We start from the raw sequence: 19,914 nt of genomic DNA, 5'->3' as shown, positions 1-19,914 counted from the left end.
TTCTCTACACTAGTTTCGCAGGCGTTAGAGTGTCGATCGGCGGTTTGCTGGCTAACTTTTTTTAGTCACCACGTAGCGGCTAGCCCGGTCAAGACGGAGATCACCCAGACCTTGATGTCGTTCGGGGCCGGGGAGGGGGCTTTGACAAGTTGCTTCAATATTGTCCATTTACCTAAAGCCAGTTGTCTACCAATCGAACCAATCAATAAAATCGGCAAATACGTAAAGGAGTTTTTATGACCTGGTTATTTATTTTTTGCCTTAACCCTTCCGAGCACGGAGCCAAAGCGGTAGCCCACCGAAAAATTGAGGCGGAGATCGAAAGTACTCCGGTTTACGATTTGGAAGCCCAGCGGTAAGGGGAATTCCTGGGTAACGGGATCAATGATGCGCCCCATGCCAACGTTTCCTTCGACCAGCAGCTTCCCCCAGAAGAGGAGTTTCCCGCCCACGACGCCGCCGATTACGTTCTTGCTCCGGCGGTTGCCCCAGTCGCCCGCTTCCGTCCGGTTATCGATCAGAACGTGTTTGCCGTACGCACCGAGGTAGGTTTCCAGCGTGACGTTGCCATTTTCGGTAGCAAAGGGGTAATAGCGCACTTCGGGGATGATGCGAATGCGGCGGCCGTTGAGGTCGTTACCCGAGAAGTCGAAAGGATCACCCTGGTAAGCTACGCCCAAAACGATACCTACCCGGGGGAGAATCGACACCTCCGCCGCCCCCGTCAGGCTATTTTCGTAGCGAAGCGCAAGCGTGTTGATGCTAAGATCCACGGCGCGCTGGGCGGTTAGGGGCGTTAGCGCAAAAGGAAGAAGTAGGGATAGCAGCGCTCGTTTCATCACACCAAGATAGCAAAATCATCTATACGAGTCAATGCTGCCCCCAAATGCTAGACCAACCGCCACGAATACTAGTTGGCCGGTTTGACCGCCCGGCCCCGCCCCCAAATTTGCGGTAGACAAAACGAAAATCTACCGCGCTATGAAGAACTTACTGCTGTTTCTCGTACTCTGCCTCCTCGGCCATTTTGCTTTCGCCCAGGGCACATTCGAAGATCCAAAAACCGGAAGCCCATATTTCGAACTCACCGAAGAAGGCGCCAGTTTCCCCCTCAAAGCCACCGCCGCCAACGTCGACATCAGCGGTGTAATTGCCGACGTGACCGTCACGCAGACGTACGTGAACGACGGCGACAACAGACTCGAAGCCACCTACGTTTTCCCCGGCTCCAATAACTCCGCCGTTTACAGTATGACGATGATCGTCGGTAACCGCCGTATCAAGGGCGAAATTCAGCGGAAGGCAGAGGCGCGCGAAACCTACGAAAAGGCCAAAGAGGAAGGTAAACGTGCCAGTTTGCTGGAGCAGCACCGGCCCAACGTCTTTCAAATGAACGTCGCCAACATCCTGCCGGGCGATACGGTGAAGGTTGAATTGAAGTACACGGAAGTGCTCGTCCCGACGGGCGGGGTGTATTCGTTCGTTTACCCCACGGTCGTTGGCCCACGTTACGTGAGCCCGGAAGCAGCGCGGGAAGCGTACACCGCGCAACCTTATACGAAGTCGGGCACGCCGACGTACGCCTTCGACCTCTCCGTCCACCTCGACGCCGGGATGCCGATCAGCACGGTCGCCAGCCCCAGCCACAAAGTCGTCAATACCCGCTACGGCGAGGCGGTGAGTGTGGAGCTGGCCGGTTCGGAGTCGAAGGGCGGTAACCGGGATTTTGTCCTGGACTACAATTTGCAAGGCAAAGAAATTCAGACCGGGATGCTCGTTTTCGAGGGAGCAGACGAAAATTATTTTCTTTACATGGCCCAGCCACCGGCAACCGTCGCGGAGGGCGACTACCCGCCCCGGGAGTTCATCTTCGTCGTCGACGTATCCGGCTCCATGAACGGTTTTCCACTCGACGTGAGTAAGGAATTACTGACCAACCTGGTCGGCCAGCTTCGCCCGGTCGACCGGTTCAACATTCTTCTTTTCGCGGGGGCTAGCGACGTCTGGTCGCAGGAATCTTTGTCCGCTACGCCAGCTAATCTGCAGGCTGGCCTGGCCTTTCTGCAAAACGCCCGTAGCGGCGGCGGCACGCAGTTACTCCCCGCCCTCAACGTCGCCTACGCCCTCCCCCGCTCCTCCACCGGTCTGAGCCGCAACATCGTCATCGTCACGGACGGTTACGTGAGCGTGGAGCCGGAAGCGTTCGACCTGATCCGGAATAACCTTAATCAGGCCAACGTCTACAGTTTCGGCATCGGCTCCGGCGTGAACAGCCACCTGATCGACGGTATGGCGCGCGTGGGGCAGGGGCGCCCGGCCTACGTACTCGACCCCAGTGACGCGGAGGCGGAGGCCAGTCGTTTTCAGCGGTACATCAGTGAGCCCGTCCTGACGGAATTGAGTCTGGATTTTGGGGATAAATTCGACGCGTACGACGTGGAACCCATTAGTATCCCCGACGTGTCGCGCGAGCGGCCGCTGGTCGTTTTCGGGAAGTACCGGGGCAAGGCGAAGGGTAAGATGACCTTAACGGGTTACGGCGGATACACCGGTTTGGCAGGGACGGGCGGGCCAACGGGTCTGCAAAGCACCACGAATACCGACGAGGCAAACTATCGCAAGCAGACCTTTACGTATAACTTGAAGGACGCCAAGAACAGTGAGCGCCACGCCGCCCTCGGCCAACTCTGGGCGCGGGAACGGATCCGCCGCCTGGATGATTACAACGACCTGACTTACGGATCGGATTCCACCCTGATCGAAGAGGTTACGCAGCTTGGTCTGGACTACAATTTACTAACCCAGTACACCAGTTTCGTGGCGGTGGAGGAGATCATTGTGGCTGATCCGAACGCTCCGCTGGAGACGGTCAAGCAACCCTTGCCGCTGCCGCAGAACGTGGCGGCTACGGCGGTCGGGTTTGACCTCGGAGTGCTGGGCGTGGCCGGTTTGCCGACTACGGAGGTACGCTGGCACTGGAGCATTTTTGCCCTCGGTGGGTTGATTTTATTCCTGATCGGATACCGCATCGTACGGCGGAAGGGTTGGCCGGATTTCACGGGTTTCGGGGGGCCGCGTGATTTGCTGGGGCTCGTACTTCTTTGCTCCTTGCCCCTCTTCACGGCATCCTGCGACCGCGCCCAGGGGAATATTCAGGTGGCAAAAATTCAGGCGGAGGGTGATGCCCGCGAGCGGAATATCACATTCATCCTGGGCGAAGACGAGGGCACTAACGCTTACTATACCCGCGCCGCCGAGTACTTCCGCTGGCACCCGGAGGAGGCGGGCGAACGGGTGATCACGGACTTTCGGAGCCTCGCCGAAGTGCACAATTTTTTGGCGCGGTCCCGATCACTATCGGGAGTGCAGGGTGCATGGGAAAAGATACATATTGTGGCGCACGGCAACCAGTGGACCGGCCTCGCGACGAAGTTGGCAATGAACAGCGCTGAACCACGCGTCACGAGTGCCCAACTCGCCGCCTGGCAACCGGCGGGTCAGCTGGGTCGCAACGTCGTTAACGAAACGACCGAAATTATCATCCACGGTTGCAGCGTCGGCCGCGATACCGCGCTACTGCTAGAATTCAGCCGTGCTTTTGCCGGGCGGGGCCACCGCTACCCCATCGTTTCGGCGAGCGAGGATTTCACCTTATTTCGCAAAGGCATTCACGGCATGGAGCGGCAATACGCCGATTTCGTCTACCGTGCCCGCCCGCTCGGGGATTATCCGCTGCCGGAGGTGATGGCTACGCGTTTCCGTCGCCAGCACCCCGAGAAACGGGTGGACTGGGACGAGGCGCTGGACAATAGCCGTTTTTCCGCTGAATTGGCGCCGCATTTATATCAATTTAATGTGCCCGTCAAGTGGACGCGCGTTTACCCCGAGCAGGATGCCGCCACCGAACCCACTGCGGAAGCGCAGCAACGAGCCTGGTTAGAGAACGAAGCGCAGCTCCTCCGAACACTGGATAAAATGGGACTGGCACCACAAGATTTCTCGTGGGATTTCGTGGCGGGGGACTACGCGCTGGCGGACGGGGGGAGTATTCCGGCGGTTACGGCCAGTGGCGTGGCGCGGTTGTTTTGTGTTTTGCTGCCACGGGATGGTGGAGAGACCGAGATGGTTTCTTTGCGTTATTCGCGGGGGTAAAATCAGGACGCGAGGCCAACAAACCCACTTCTAAGAAGGGGCAATTCGCTGGGACATGACCCACCTATGGGGTACATTGATAATTAAATAATGATTTAAAAGCCTACTATTCAAATAACGTACACTATAGTAACGAGTAACTATTAATCGGACTGGCTACTCCGCATATACTCCTACGATATTGCTGGACAAAGAGATTTAGTTACTGATGTTACGCAAAAGATTTAACCACATAGCCCACAGAGATCACAAAGGGTAACTTTTCTTTGTGTTCTCTGTGCCCTTTGTGATAGGAAAAGAATGAGCTGCGTAAGGTCAGTTAATTTTTTTCCTTATTTCACCCGAATTTGAGGGCAGCAGCTTTCTATAAAATTTCCGAGAGGTACTCCAGACAAGTACTTGATGATGTCGGGAGGATCCTCCCGATCATTCTTCCTTGTCAACTACTCCATTGAAAACGGGTCGCCAAGATTTTCCCGTACGGGCTAATTTAAAACGAATGCAAAATTTTACGCTATTATATTCTAAAAAAAAGTTTCTCCTGTTTTGTTATGTAAGAAAAGTGACGTATGTTTACTTTAGATTTAGAGAGAGCATTTACAACAACAACACAACACACTGGACTTTACTACACGGTTGGCTGCTTAAACCACGCAATGGATTGCGTGCCGAGCGCCGTACCGGAAACATAATGGACTTTACGACTCGGTAAGACTGCGCTGAAAAGCGCGGCGACGACGCATTTGGTATACACTGACATTTCCAACAACGACACAACACACTGGACTATATGCCCCGGGTAGCTGATCTGACAACGCATTGAAATGCGTACCAGGCGTTACACTGGAGATATAACGGACTTTACGACTCGGTAGACGGCGCTGAGAAGCGCAGCGGCAACGCATTGAACAACACTTTTGATTATACACTGATATTTCCAACAACGACACAACACACTGGACTATATGTCCCGGACATCTGCACCAACACGCATTGAATTGCGTGCTGGGTATTACGCCGGAGACATAGTGGACTTTACGACACGTTTGACTGCGCTTAACGGCGCGCTAGCGACGCACCGAGCAATACGCTCAACCGTACCTCGATAATTATCGCACATTTAATCGTACTGGACAGTGCGTTTAGCAGCCCGCTGGACGGGCAACGCACCGGTATGCGTGCTCGGCAACAATCGGGAACACGCGGATTACACACTGACCTTATAATTTATAGCCTGCACCGGATGCCGCACTAATTGTGCACTGGCTTGCGTATTTGACAAAGCCTGAGTAGCACACTGGACTTCACAACATACTTAGCGGTACCGGACGGCGTGACGACACGCTGTACAGCACATCAATGTGTTGTAACCCTATTTTTCCAGCTTTTGGATTTTGAACAACACCAAACAGTTATGAACATCATTCTACCTACTACTACGGATAAAACCTTGCTATGCCGCGTACTGATTAACGTACGCTACGTACTGCTAGGTTTTCTTCTTTTTACAACCCCCATTTTAAGGGGCCAAAGTTTTGGGGAAAGTAACCTGGATTTCAACAACATCGGTGGCGTAGCCAAAGGCACTTCATTAATGTTTGGCCCCGACGGTCGGCTTTACGTGGTCGGCATTGATGGCGCGGTCGATATTTTCTCCATCCAAAGGAACGGGCCGAACGATTACGTCGTCCTTAGTTCCGAAGAGTTGCTTGACGTAAAAAATATTCCCAACCACAACGACGACGGGCTCGCCAACATTGGCAACAAGCGGGAGGCTACGGGACTAACGGTAGCGGGTACGGCTGCCGCACCCGTGATTTACGTCACTTCCAGCGATTCGCGGATTGGTGGACCCAGTGGTGATCAGAACCTCGATACTAACTCCGGAGTCATCACCCGGCTGACCTGGAATGGTACTTCCTGGGACGTGGTTGATATCGTGAGGGGTCTTCCCCGCTCCGAGGAAAATCACGCTACGAACGGGTTAGAGTTCGTCACGGTAAACGGCACCGACTTCCTGATCGTTTGCTCCGGTGGCCACACCAATGCGGGGTCGCCATCCGACAACTTCGCCTGGACGACGGAGTACGCACTGTCCGCAGCCATCCTGTCGGTCAACCTGACTCAACTGGAGAACATACCTCCCACAACCGACCCCATTTCCAGCCGAAAATTCATTTACGATCTACCTACTTTGGATGACCCCACGCGGTCTAACGCGAACGGTATTATCGACCCCGATGCAGTAGGATACACGGGTATAGACATCAACGACCCCTGGGGGGGCAACGACGGGCTCAACCAGGCCATGATGGTTGTCGGTGGCCCCGTACAGATTTTTTCGGGGGGATACCGTAATTCCTATGATCTTGTCGTTACCGCGGCTGGCAAGGTATTTTGCACCGACAATGGTGCCAATGGAGGCTGGGGAGGTCTGCCCGCCAACGAAGGTGGTGGTCTGGTTACCAACGAATACATTTCATCCGAACCCGGCAGCTCCAGCCAGGTGGGTGGGGAGCAGGTAAATAATCAGGATCACCTTACCCTAATTACGAACGATATTCAGAGCTACGGCCTCGGGAGCTTTTACGGTGGCCACCCCGTGCCCGTACGAGCCAATCCGACCGGGGCGGGCCTATTCACGAACCCCACGGTCAATGCCAACACCAATTCCGTCTTTCGTACGCTGATCTACGACCCCGATGGCTCCCGCGGGGCTGGTTACACGGATGACCCCAGCATCGGACTGCCCGCCAACTGGCCGCCGGTGCCCGTGAGTTTGGCCGACGCCCGCGAGGGGGATTGGCGGGGCCCGGGAACTTCTAATCCGGACGGTGACGATGACGTACTCGTAACGACCTGGGGCACCAACACCAACGGTATTGACGAGTACACGGCCTCCAATTTCAACGGAGCGATGCAGGGTAACTTACTGGCTGGCAAGAACGGAGGAGTTCTGCGCCGGGTTGAATTAGACGCCAACGGCGGTCTTTTGCAACTGACGCCTTCTTTCATATCCAACCTGGGGGGTAACGCACTCGGTATTACCTGCAACAGTGACGTCGACCCTTTTCCCGGCACCGTTTGGGTCGCTACTTTTAACGGTACCATCAAGGTACTCGAGCCCCAGGATTTTGTTTGCTTCGAACCCGGCGAACCTGGTTATTCCGCAACGGGAGATAATGATCTGGACGGCTATACGAACCAGGACGAGATTGATAACAAAGATGCGGCGCAGACGGTAAAGGAAGTTATCTGTAACGGGGGCAATCAGCCCAATGACTTCGATAAGGCAGCGGGTGGTACCCTCACCTCGGATCTAAACGATTTAGACGACGACAATGACAATATCCCCGATGCTAATGACCCTTTCCAACTGGGTGACCCGACCGTCGGCGGCAGCGATGCCTTCAATTTACCGGTCATCAACGATCTGCTTTCCGACAACCAAGAATTGAAGGGATACCTGGGCCTCGGCTTCACGGGTATGATGAATAATGGCGCCGCCAACCCCAACTGGATGGATTGGCTCGACCGCCGCGACAGCCCCAGCGATCCTAACCCCAACGACATCCTCGGCGGTGCGGTTGGTGCCATGACCATGCAGATGACCGCCGGCACGGCGCTAGGAAACACGAACACCCAGGAGAAAGCCTTCCAGTACGGCGTAAATGTGGACCAAAGCACCAATACTTTTTCCGTTGAAGGTCGCCTGGTTAACTTCTCCGACCCGCTTCAACTCTACGGAAATTCAGCTCCTCAGAATGGTGAACTAGGCCTGTTTATCGGCGACGGCACCCAGAGCAACTACATTAAATTCGTTCTTACCGCTGGCGGCAGCTTGCAGGCGCTCCAGGAAATCAACGACGTTCCCCAAACGCCCATAACCGCAAACGTTTCGGCTAACCGAAGTATCGTGATGTTCTTTCGGGTGAATGCCGCCAGCGGGGACGTCACGTTGCAGTACACCGTAGACAGCCTGAGCACACAGACGCTGGGTACCATCACCGCCCAGGGCAGTATTCTCTCGGCTATCCAAAACCCTGGCGAACCGCTGGCTACGGGATTGATCGGTACCTCTAGTGCGGCGGGTCAGGAAGTGGAAGGGACTTGGGATTATTTATACGTAAAAAGCGCCATGCCCTTCGTTCAGCAGGTATTACCGAATATCGAGAAACTGGTCAACGCTAGTGCACAAAACATCAATCTCGACGAGTACTTCAGCGACGATAATGGAGATGATAATCTTACTTATTCCGTCGAATCTAATACTAACCCAACCATTACCGCGGGCATTACGGACGGTACGATGACGCTGTCCTTCCCACCCACGCCCGGAATTGCGGTGTTTACCGTGCGGGCGACCGATAACGATGGCTTGTTCGTGGAACAAATCTTTTCCGTTACGGTATCCGAAGAGGCTACGCCCATCCTACGCATCAGGGCGAACGGACCAACGCTGGCGGCTACCGACGCGGCTAACCCGGACTGGTTGGGTGGACTAGATTTTGGTGCGCAGAGCGGCAGCTTTAACGGCATGACGTATACCGTGAACACCGGATTACTTTCTACCCAAAATACGGCGGGACGTAGCGCCTCGGTACCCGCCTACGTGCCGCAGGCCCTGTTTACCAATGAACGTTACGATATCGGGGCTGCTCCGGAGATGGAATGGACCTTCGGCTTACCCGATGGCGATTATTTGGTGCGATTATACATGGGAAATGGCTTCGGTGGGACTGACCAACCCGGCGAGCGCGTATTTGATATTTCCATTGAAGGCTCGGTCGTGCAAAATGACCTCGACCTCGTGGCGACTTTCGGCCATCAAATTGCTGGTATGCTTGAATACCCAGTCACCCTGACGGATGGCACCCTTAATATTTTATTTGAACACGAAGTCGAAAATCCGTTGATCAACGGCATTGAAATTCTGGCGGCCAGCGCCCCAATTTCACCACCCATTACGGTAACGCCGATCCCCGATCAAAATAATATGGAAGGCGACCTCATCAACCTAACCGTAATGGCCGCGGGCGGGAGCGCCACCGAAAACTTTTCATTCAACGCTTCCGGTCTGCCACCGGGAGTTCAAGTAGAGCCAACCACCGGGTTGATTTTCGGCACCATTACCACCGGGGCCAGCGTGGGTAGCGTTTACAATGCACTCCTTACGGTTGATAAACCCGGTAGCACCGCCACTACCGTCCCCATTGCCTGGACGGTTACCGCCCCAGTGCAAAATGCGAGTTGGACCAACCAGACGGACGACGAAAACTACACGGCCCGCCACGAATGCTCGTTCGTGCAGGCTGGCGATAAATTCTATCTATTTGGCGGTCGGGAAAGCGCCACCACGCTGGATGTGTACGACTACCAGGCAAAGACCTGGAGTCAAATTGCCACCTCCGCACCGGCTGAGTTTAACCACTTTCAGGCGCTGGAGTACCGGGGGCTAATCTGGGTAATTGGTGCCTTTAAGACCAATAATTTCCCCAATGAAGTGCCGGCTGATTTTGTCTGGGCTTACAACCCCGCCACGGATGAGTGGATCCAGGGGCCGGCGGTTCCGACCGACCGCAAGCGGGGCTCGGCTGGGTTGGTCATTCATAACGATAAATTCTACATTATTGCGGGTAATACCATTGGCCACAATGGTGGCTACATTCCCTGGTTCGATGAATTCGACCCCGCGACGGGCATCTGGACGGCCCTAGCGGACTCCCCCCGCGCCCGGGATCATTTTCACGCCGGCGTAATTGATGACAAACTATACCTGGCGGGCGGGCGCTTATCCGGCGGCCCGGGCGGCACTTTCGGCCCCTTAATTGCGGAAGTAGACGTGTATGATTTTTCTACCGGTACTTGGTCAACCGTACCCGATTTACCCACACCCCGGGCAGCTGCCTCCGTGGCCGCCTTTGAGGACGAACTATACGTGATCGGCGGAGAGATCGGAAAAGATTTGCAGGGCAACGACATCGACGATGCCGTGAAAACGACCGAAGCGTTCAATGCCGCCACGGGGACTTGGTCGACTAAGGCCGACCTAATCACCGAAAGACACGGCACCCAGGCAATTGTCTCGGGAAATGGAATTCACGTGACGGCTGGCTCCAACAGTAAGGGCGGAGGTGGAACAATGAAGAAAATGGAGTACCTCGGCACGGACGATCCGTTCGGAACACCACTCACTGCTAGCCAGCTCCAGGTACCCGCCAGTGCGAATATCAGTGCGAACGGTAACTCTAACATTCCGGTAAGCTGTGCGGGCGGTAATACCGGTATTATCGTTACCAACGTAACAATTACCGGCCCGGATGCTGCATCGTTCTCCCTGGACACTCCAGTCGGGTTTGCCCTGCTCGCACCCGGGGTCAGTTTAGACCTCACCGTAGGCTTCGCCGGTTCCACAGGTGGGCAAACGGCTACGTTAGAGATCGACTACGGAAACGCCAGCACCGCCACCGTTGCGCTGACTGGTACCGGAGTAGCCCCCGGTACGGTCCTGTATCGGCTCAACACGGGTGGGCCACTTACCGCCACGAACGACGTCGATACTATGAACTGGTCGGCTGATCAGGCTGCCGTTACCGCTAATGGTACCGCGGTCACGGGCACCCCTTCTCCGCACTACAACCTCACTGCTCCGGCGGAAGATATTACTTACGGTGCCGACTTCACGGGAGCCAACAACACGGGCTATCCCAACGAGCTATTCTTTACCGAGCGGTACAGTTCAGTAGTGAATCCAGATAATATGCAGTGGGACTTCCCAGTAGAAAATGGTAATTATACGGTAAACCTACTGTTCGCGGAGATTTGGACCGGTGCGCAGACGGCCGGCACCCGCGTCTTTGGTGTGTCGGTGGAAGGGATCTCAATACTCGACAACTTTGATCAGACGGCAGCTTACGGCTGGAATACGGCCGGCGTAGAATCAATTCCCGTAACCGTCACGGACGGTAATCTGGATATTGATTTTATTAAGGGAGCACAGAATCCCAACCTCAAAGCCATTGAAATTATCAGTAGCGGCACACTTTCCGCTAACGACCCACCAATAGTAATGAACCCCGGGGCGCAATTCGGAGAGGAAGGCGATGTGGTATCGCTGCAAATTAATGCGACCGACAGCGACGACTGTGGTGGCCTTAGCTACGGCGCGACGGGGCTTCCACCCAGCCTGACCATTGACCCCAGCTCGGGTCTAATTACGGGAACCCTGGACGAAAGTGTTGCTGGTATCGGAGGTGGGTCGGATGGTGCGTTTATCGAGAGCGGGGGAATTGTCGTGATCGAAATGGAGTCAATCGAAACGCTACCCGGCGACTGGAAAAATGCGGCTACCTATAGCACCACTTCTTCGCCGAACATCAATAACCCGGCCGGTGCCACCGGCAGTGATTTTATTACCTGGCAGGGTCCTCAGTACTTCGGTGCCCCGGGTAATGGCGTACTGACTTATCCCGTAGAGATTACGGAGCCTGGGGTATATCGATTCCAGTGGCGTAATCAGGTGGGTAACGGGACGAACACTACGGAGCACAATGATTCCTGGTTAAAAATTGAAGCCGATGCCTTTTATGGCCAGAAAGGTGGAAGCATCGTCTGCCCCAAAGGCTCAGCCGCCGGGGAAAATGAATGCGTCGGCGCCGCGCCGAATGGTGCCGGAAATGGAGGTTGGTTTAAAATTTACTCCAGTGGTGCAAACAACTGGAGTTGGGGTACCAACACCAGCGATAACGACCCTCACCCGATCTTCGCCAGGTTTGATGCACCCGGTGTTTATAACATTCAAGTATCCGCACGGTCTTCTTCCCACGCAATTGACCGGATGGTATTGTCACGCTCAGATTACAACGGTAATCCACAGAACCTCAACTTACCCGAGTCAGTACGCAGCCAAAGTGGAACCGTAGGCGCCGCCGACGGTAGCCCCTATGACGTCGTCGTAACGGTAACCGATAGTTGCGTACCGGCAGGCAGCGCCCAAACCTCCTTTACCTGGGACGTAACGGACCAACCAGCGGCCAGCCTGACACTTACCGCAACAAGCCAGGGCCGCACCAACGCTAGTGGTGTGCATACGGTCGAGTTATACGCACTGGACGATTTAAATACCCCCCTGCGCAGTTACGCACCGATTGCCGACGCAAACGGGCAAATGACGGTTCCGGTGTTTGCCCCCGGCGAATACAAAGTATTGGTCAAGCGAGCTGGGTATTTGCAAAGAGTACAAGAATTGACGCTGAACAGTGGCAACACGGCCGTCACTTTCGACGAGTTGAGAGCGGGTGATTTGAATGATGACAACCTAGTAGACATTCAAGATTTCTCACTACTGGCCAACACTTTTCTGCAGGCCGGGGAGTCATCGGATATTAACGGTGACGGCCTCACTAATATCCAAGACGTTTCACTACTAACTTCTAATTTTCTGCAGGCCGGCGCCTCCTTAGACAACAATTGACAACACCTTATTTGCCGGGATGAGCCTGCGCTTAAGCTCATCCCGGCCCCGTTAACAAAATCATGCTGACAACGACAACTATCTACTTATGAAGCCCACTTCACGCTCTTTAGCATCCGTATGTTCCTTACTGAAACAATGCTTTCAGGTATGCCTACTATTTTGTTTCCTGCTATCGAGTCAGGTTACTCGGGCGCAGGCCGATTTAGTATTGTTACCCGCTACCTCAACGGTTGATGTGGGAGACAAACTGACGGTGGTTATGCGGGTGGCCGCGGGCCCCCAAGAAATAGACGGCATTCAAGCTTTTTTAGACTTCAACCCCGCGTTTATCACCATCGATTCGGTTGTGTATAACGCCACTACCGAGTTGAACGTGATGCTATTAGACCCCGGAAATTTTGATCCATTGGGTAACATCGACGGGGCGTCCGCCCGCCTGAGTGGTTTCGCTACCGGCCCCTTTGACTACCTGACGATCGACCTGACGGCCAAGGCGGCGGGCACGACTTCTATCGACTTTTCATTTGGCCCCGGGCCGGCAAACCCCGTAACTAGAATCACGCGAGGTGGTGACCTCGTCCTGGGAACCACCACCGGTGCTACCATCACGATTAATGGCACTAACGCGCCACCCGTTTTCAATAACACCATCGCCGACCAAGTAAGTACAGAAAACGATATAATCTCGCTCGACGCAAGCGCTGACGACCCCGACGATGATGTTATTACTTACGTGGCAACGGGCCTGCCATCCGGGTTGAGTATTGACGGTACGACGGGTATTATTTCGGGTACGATTACTTCCGGTGCCCTCGCCTCGAGCCCGTTCGCGGTTACCGTCACGGCTACGGATGACGGAAGCCCGGCTCCACTCAGCGAGCAAATTAGTTTTAACTGGGTCGTCGAAGGATTGGTTAACAATCCTCCGGCCATCGAGGCAATTACCGATGTCGTCGCGAACGAAGGCGATTTAATCTCGGTGAACATAAAAGTGACCGACGATAATTTACCATCCGCCACCCTACAGATATTTGATAAAAGTAACGGCGGGACGAATCCTTTCATGCCCAGTACCGCCATAACTGGCTATACGTTTACGGATAACGGTAATGGAAACTACGTCCTTTCCTGGTCACCACTAGCTGGTGCAGGTCGGTCGTACCGAGCCGTCGTCACGGCTGATGATGGTTCTAATACTGAGGTCACGCAATCATTCTCAATTGACGTAGCGCAGCAAATTCCGGGGACAATTTTATCCCGGACATTCAGCAACCCCTTTCCCTGGTACGGTAGCTCACCACCGGGAGCAGGTTTTTCAGTCGCTATCGAAGACAACACGGCCAAGAACATTGGATACATTGACGGCGGAGACTTCGTGGAGTACTGGGTAAACGTCCCGGTAGCCGGTGACTACGAATGGCGGTTCAGCGGTGCTAAAGGAAACGGTGGAATCACCACGGTCACCTTATCTGAAGATAACGGTGGTTTTAGCACAATCGGGTCCGTAAATGTCCCTAATGACGGATGGCAAAATTATGATGACTTTCTCACTAATGTCAATTTCACCAACGCTGGCTTACAGAAAATCAGATTAGATTTTAACGGTGGTTGTAATAGCGACGAATTTGAATTTACGCCACTCACAACCGCCGTCAATACACCGCCAGTGATTACCGTGGCTGGTGCTAACCCTTTAAATATTACCGAGGGGGATGTTTTCGCTAATCCCGGAGCTACCGCCACTGATGCCGAGGATGGTGACCTCACTGCAGCGATTCAAGTTTCCGGAACGGTCGACGCCAATACTCCGGGTTCCTACTTTATCACCTATACGGTTACCGACAGTAACCCAACCAACCCGCTTTCGGACACCGAGATTTTAGAAGTCATCGTAAATGGAGGCGTGGCGGCGGATTGTTCTGACATCGGAGCCGTAGACTTAAATAATGATGGCGAAATCAACAGCCTAGATACCGACGACGACGGTGACGGCGTGACGGATGAGTTAGACATATTTGCACTGGATGCCGCCAACGGAACTACTCAAACACTACCCATCAACCTGAGCTTTGATGCTGAAATCACGAATACGCTGCTTTGTTCCGGGTTCACCGGCATCCAAAGTAACGGGGTGACAAACTACCTCGACCAGTTTAACTCCAACAACATCACCGTCGATAATGGCGCGGGAACGCTAACCATCAACCTTACGTCAGCCGACGCGGGCGACGTATTTAAGACTCAGAATAATGCCAATAATGGTTTTCAACTTGGTTTCACCGTCCCCGCGGGTGCCTACACCATTCACGGTCAATTAGAAAATCCATTTCCTGCGGGATTCACGGGCAACCAGTACCAGAGCGCCGGAATTCAGGTGGGTGACGGAACCCAAGCAAATTTCATGAAATTTGTGCTCGGGGTGCAGGGCAACAACGTTAGGGCCCAGCGCGCTTCGGAAGTCAATGACGTACCGTCGGAAGATAATTTTGTCAATACGGCGGCCATCGAAGCTGCTTCCTTAGTCGATCTGTACATCGACGTGGACGCTGCCGGTATGGCGACGCCCCGGTACGAACTGGACGGGGTGCCAGTTGGAGCCGCGTTTTCACCTTACGATATTTCCGGTTTTATTGCTAACGGAGTACTAGCGGTTGGGATTATTTCAACTACTACTACCGGAAGTTCTAGCACTACGAACGGAAACCCGTTTACGGCAACCTGGAAAATATTGGAAGTAAACGAAGAGACCCCGGCTAATGGCGCTCCGGGTATCACAACCATCTCCGATCAAATCAGCACCGAAGGCGACGTGATTAGCCTCCAGACTACCGCGTCCGATCCCGACGCGGGAAATATCCTCGCTTATACAGCTACGGGGCTTCCGGCGGGAATAATTATCGATCAAAGTGGATTAATCTCGGGCACCATCACTGTGGGCGCAGCATCGGTTACGCCTTATTCCGTTACGGTAACCGTCACGGACGATGGGACCCCCACTCTGAACGCTGCGACTACGTTCTCTTGGACCGTCAGTGAACCCGTCATCGTAAATACGGCACCCGTCGTTACGATTGATTCGCCGGTTGATGGGTCCGCCGTGCCCCGGGGCACTAATATTACCTTATCCGGCACGGTAACCGATGCGGAAGAGAATAACTTGGAAACTGGCTTACAGTGGTCTTCCAGTGACACCCAGTTTACGCCGGACGCCGTAAGTGGCGGCGTGGGCGCCAGCATTACCGGCCAACTAGTGACACCGGGTAGCCAAACCATCACCGCTACCGTCGTGGATGGTGGCAACCTCAGTGGATCTGATGTCGTCACCGTGACGGTCTCCGGCCCCCAGGTGGACTTAACGTCACCGTTGGATAACGCAACGGTGACCAGTACCGACGTGCAGATAGAATGGACGGCTACGGAGGTACTGTACGGTCGGCAAGAGCACTTTCACCTCTACGTCAATCCGCAGGACCTAAATAATTTAGATACTGACGACCGCATATCGACGGCATCCGCCATCGAGCAAACTTTTTGGGATTTGACCGACGCCGACGGCATCACCGCCGGTACTAATACGGTCGTCATCCGTATTGCCGATCAGTTTCACGAAGAATTCCTGTCTAACCCGAACGATCCGACGAGCTACATCAACGACGTTGTCACCTTCACGGTGGACGAAACTATCCCGGTGGAACTACCCGAGCCGTGCGCAAACACCCTTTACCGCGTCAACGTTGGCGGCCCGGCGCAGGCTTCCGCGGATACTACTTCTCTTGGCTGGAGCTCCGACGTGGGCAACTTCATGAGTGCAGGCAACTCGCCGTTCTTAGCTGCCATGTCAGGAGGCGGTAGCATCTACAGCGGCAATGCCGGTAGCGCGCACGGTGGCCCCATCATCATGACCGACCCCACCGTTCCTACCTCCGCACCGGCTGCCGTCTTTAACACGGAGCGCTACGACGGTACTTCGAATCCAGAAATGAAATGGGAATTCCCCGTAACACCCGGTACTGAGGTTCAGATAACCCTACTTTTTGCGGAGCTTTTCGGAGGAATCAACCAGGTGGGAGATCGGGTATTTGACGTTACCATCGAGGGGATCGTGCTACCCGCATTTGACGACATCGACCCTTTCGCCATTGCCGGCGCAAAGGGCGCTTTCACCCGCTCCGCTACCATCACGGTGATGGACGGCACGTTGGACATCGAGTTCATTCACGGCATCGAAAACCCCGCCCTGAAAGGTATCCAGATCTGCAACTTATCAGACGGGGCCATTTTGCCCGTTGAACTTGTTTCTTTTCTCGGACGCACGGGGAAAAAGCAAAATACCCTCGAGTGGATTTCGGCCAGCGAAGAGGCCTTTAATTACTACGAATTAGAACGCTTACCGGAAGATGCTAGCGGCTGGGAAGTAGTGGGCGCGGTCGCGGGTGCAGGGCAAGTTGGAGAAGTGCGGACGTACACTTACCACGACGTTGCCCCACCCCAATCCGCTTACTACCGGCTGCGGATGGTGGACCTGGACGATAGCTTCACTTACAGCGACGTGGTGTACCTAAAGCGAGGCATCGCGGCCGGTGAACTGGTTGTTTACCCCAATCCCAGCGATGGCGAATTTACCATCCAATTACCAACCGACGAGTCGACCATACTGACCCTCTATGACCTCAACGGAAGGGTCGTCTGGCAGCGAAAAGCCACTTCTACTACGACTTCACTCCTCCAGTCGAAAGGCTCACCGGACGGAACCGAATCCAATCTCGCCGAAGGCGTTTACCTTCTTTCCGCCAAAACTGATTCCGATCACTGGACGAAGCGAGTCATTGTTCGGTAAGCGAAACGCCGGCGGCGGGCCGACCTTACTCGATCGTGCCGGTTAAATTCACGCACGAATGACTGGTCGGCCCATCCACCGTTAAACCGGATAACCAAGATTATTTCAGTGTCTTCTATCACCGGCTATGATCACCTACGGTAGGGTTTAGCAACCTTTTCTCACTCTCGGCTGGGGACAAGATCTTATCCACGCACGGGCGGTCCTGATTAAATGACCGCCCCGTAAAATCGAGCGTGACGTACCGGAACAAAGCAAGGGGGCATGGAAAGCGTACAGTAGATATTTTGAAGCATATTCGTGATGCCCCAAGATAATCTTTAAAAATATCTTTTAAATTCATGCTTTCCCGCCCCTTTAACCTAATACAAGCGGAGGGATAATCTCAACTGCTTAACTGACCTTACGCAACCGGATTATGCCACATAAGCACAAAAACACATAAGAATGAGCAAACTGTGCTTCGGCGTAGCCGTACACCGGTTTTTGTGCTTTTGCGTTTTGCTTCGCAGTACTTCGTGCTGTGTAGCGAAATAGTCTGCGTAACATCAGCTACTTAAAATACCGGACACGATTTTCTCCGCCTCCGCCAGCGCAATTGCCAGATCATCGTTAACTAACACCCGGTCAAACGAATTGACGTACCCAAGCTCCATAACCGCGCGTTCCATGCGGACGCGCAATTGCTCTTCCGTTTCCGTACTCCGGTCGCGGAGGCGTTGGAACAAGGCTTCTTCGGATGGGGGGTTGATGAAGATAGTCGTCGCCCGCCGGGGGTACATCTTTTTAAGATTGGTCGCGCCCTTGACTTCGATGTCGAAAACAATCGTTTTCCCCTCGGCCCAGATGCGTTCGATCTCGGATTTTAGCGTGCCGTAAAAGCGACCGGGGTAGACCTCTTCGTGCTCGGCGAATTTATCGTCCGTTATGCACCGCTGAAAGTCCTCGTCGGATAGAAAGTAATAGCTGACGCCGTGCACCTCGCCGTCCCGCAACGGGCGGTTGGTGGCACTGACGGAGAAAGATAGTTCGTCAAATTGCTTCAGTAGGTGGCGGACGATGGTGGTTTTACCGGCACCGGACGGGGCGGTGAAAATCAGCATTTTACCGGTAGGCGTATCAGGCGACATTAGCGAGTTGTTCTTTGATCATTTCGAGCTGTTCTTTCATGTTGACGACCAGCTTCTGGATGTTCGGGGAGTAAGCCTTGGCACCGAGGGTGTTGATTTCGCGGCCAATCTCCTGGCTGATGAACACCAGCTTGCGGCCCTTAACGTCGTCGTCGTTGGTAATAATTTCGACGAAGTAGTCACAGTTCTGCTTCAGGCGGACTTTTTCTTCGTTGACGTCCATCTTTTCCAGGTAGAACAGTACTTCCTGTTCGTAACGGTTCTTATCCACGTTGCCCCGGCCCATGAAGTCGGCGAGGTGGCGTTCCATGCGGTCGCGGACGGACTGGATGCGCTCGTCTTCGTACTTACCGACTTCTTCGAGAAGGTCCTTGATGGTTTGGCAGTTGCCGGTCAGGTCGGTAGCCATGGCTTCGCCTTCCTGGGTCCGGTACTCGTTGAGGTGTTGCACGGCGGCCGCGGCGGTGGCTTTCACGATGGCCCAATCTTCGTCGGACAGGCGTTCGTTTGCGCTTTCGATGATGCCCGGGACGCGGAGGAGGGCGGCCCACAGGCCATTCTCGTGGTTCTGATTGTCCATGCTGACGGGCGAATCGTTCCAGATGCTTTCGTAGAGCTTTGTCAGCAGGGCGGTGTTGACGCGGACGGCTCCCCCACCCGATTCATCGGTGATGTCTACGGAAACGTCGAGCTTCCCGCGCTTGACCGCGTCGAGCAAGTATTTACGTAGGGTGACTTCGTATTTGTGTAGCGTTTGGTTGGCGCGTAGCCGGAGGTCGTTCTGCTTAGTGTTCAGCGAGCGGATCTCGACGGTGTAGGTTTTGTCGTTCGCGGTCTGGGTCGCGCGGCCGTAGCCGGTCATGGATAGAAGCATGGGGTAAAGGTAGTTGGATAGTTTGGGAGTTGGTGGTCTGGGGTCTGGTGGTCTGTGGTCTTTGGTCTGGGGTCTTTAGTCTTTAGTCTTTAGTCTTTGGGTAGTAAATTTTGCTTCTTCACCCAATTTGCTTGCACCCGCGTCCGCGCCAGAGAAATCTTTGCGTCAGCCTGGGGGGTGAGATATTTGTTGGTGAGCCAAAAGAGACTGCGGAATGCACCCACGGGTCGACAATTATTTTCTCAAGAACACGGAAACGTCGCGGGGGCCCAACAAGAAATAGTGGGGGCATGTGGTTACGATTGTCGGAGCAATGCGTTACTTTCGTACTTTCTGTCGTCCTACCCGCACGTTTGAGCAGGGCTGCTTTTTAGTTCTCTCATACATAAATCTACCGGTTGGTTTTTAACGCACTTCCCGACCAGCGGCTGCTCAGCTCGTACAC

General features: G+C 54.2%; 6 protein-coding genes. 3 read left to right on the top strand and 3 right to left on the bottom strand.

All coding sequences use genetic code 11. The annotated features are described in order from the left end of the window. Positions 1 to 245: 245 nt before the first annotated feature. Positions 246 to 839, bottom strand: coding sequence for a hypothetical protein (locus tag GGR27_RS06795; RefSeq protein WP_168036663.1), 594 nt, complete (start codon positions 837 to 839; stop codon positions 246 to 248). Positions 840 to 981: 142 nt separating this feature from the next. Here GGR27_RS06795 and GGR27_RS06790 point away from each other — a divergent pair, with 142 nt between their 5' ends. The 3 genes from GGR27_RS06790 to GGR27_RS06780 all read left to right on the top strand — a co-directional run bounded on the left by GGR27_RS06790 (position 982) and on the right by GGR27_RS06780 (position 17,465). After that, positions 982 to 4,152 (top strand): VIT and vWA domain-containing protein, encoded by a 3,171-nt coding sequence (locus tag GGR27_RS06790; RefSeq protein WP_168036662.1) that lies wholly within the window; start codon positions 982 to 984, stop codon positions 4,150 to 4,152. Positions 4,153 to 5,566: 1,414 nt separating this feature from the next. Further along, the gene (locus tag GGR27_RS06785; protein WP_168036661.1) at positions 5,567 to 12,625 is read left to right on the top strand and encodes a malectin domain-containing carbohydrate-binding protein; all 7,059 of its coding nucleotides are present in this window, start codon (positions 5,567 to 5,569) and stop codon (positions 12,623 to 12,625) included. A gap of 238 nt (positions 12,626 to 12,863) precedes the next feature. Further along, the gene (locus GGR27_RS06780) at positions 12,864 to 17,465 is read left to right on the top strand and encodes a putative Ig domain-containing protein (RefSeq protein ID WP_168036660.1); all 4,602 of its coding nucleotides are present in this window, start codon (positions 12,864 to 12,866) and stop codon (positions 17,463 to 17,465) included. A gap of 548 nt (positions 17,466 to 18,013) precedes the next feature. Here GGR27_RS06780 and gmk read toward each other — a convergent pair. Together gmk and GGR27_RS06770 are read right to left on the bottom strand one after the other, a co-directional pair. Then, positions 18,014 to 18,568, bottom strand: coding sequence for a guanylate kinase (gmk, locus tag GGR27_RS06775; protein ID WP_245184481.1), 555 nt, complete (start codon positions 18,566 to 18,568; stop codon positions 18,014 to 18,016). Positions 18,569 to 18,584: 16 nt separating this feature from the next. Continuing rightward, positions 18,585 to 19,469 carry a YicC family protein gene (locus tag GGR27_RS06770; RefSeq protein WP_168036658.1) on the bottom strand — a complete coding sequence of 295 codons (885 nt, stop codon included), beginning with the start codon at positions 19,467 to 19,469 and terminating at the stop codon, positions 18,585 to 18,587. Positions 19,470 to 19,914: the final 445 nt, after the last annotated feature.

Source organism: Neolewinella antarctica, assembly GCF_011927835.1.
Lineage (GTDB): Bacteria > Bacteroidota > Bacteroidia > Chitinophagales > Saprospiraceae > Neolewinella > Neolewinella antarctica.
This window is presented reverse-complemented; position numbering and strand designations above follow the sequence as displayed.

Excerpts from the sequence above, each read along its gene's own strand:
- GGR27_RS06795 (WP_168036663.1), bottom strand. The coding sequence starts at position 839 with ATGAAACGAGCGCTGCTATCCCTACTTCTTCCTTTTGCGCTAACGCCC.
- GGR27_RS06790 (WP_168036662.1), top strand. The coding sequence starts at position 982 with ATGAAGAACTTACTGCTGTTTCTCGTACTCTGCCTCCTCGGCCATTTT.
- GGR27_RS06785 (WP_168036661.1), top strand. The coding sequence starts at position 5,567 with ATGAACATCATTCTACCTACTACTACGGATAAAACCTTGCTATGCCGC.
- gmk (WP_245184481.1), bottom strand. The coding sequence starts at position 18,568 with ATGCTGATTTTCACCGCCCCGTCCGGTGCCGGTAAAACCACCATCGTC.
- GGR27_RS06770 (WP_168036658.1), bottom strand. The coding sequence starts at position 19,469 with ATGCTTCTATCCATGACCGGCTACGGCCGCGCGACCCAGACCGCGAAC.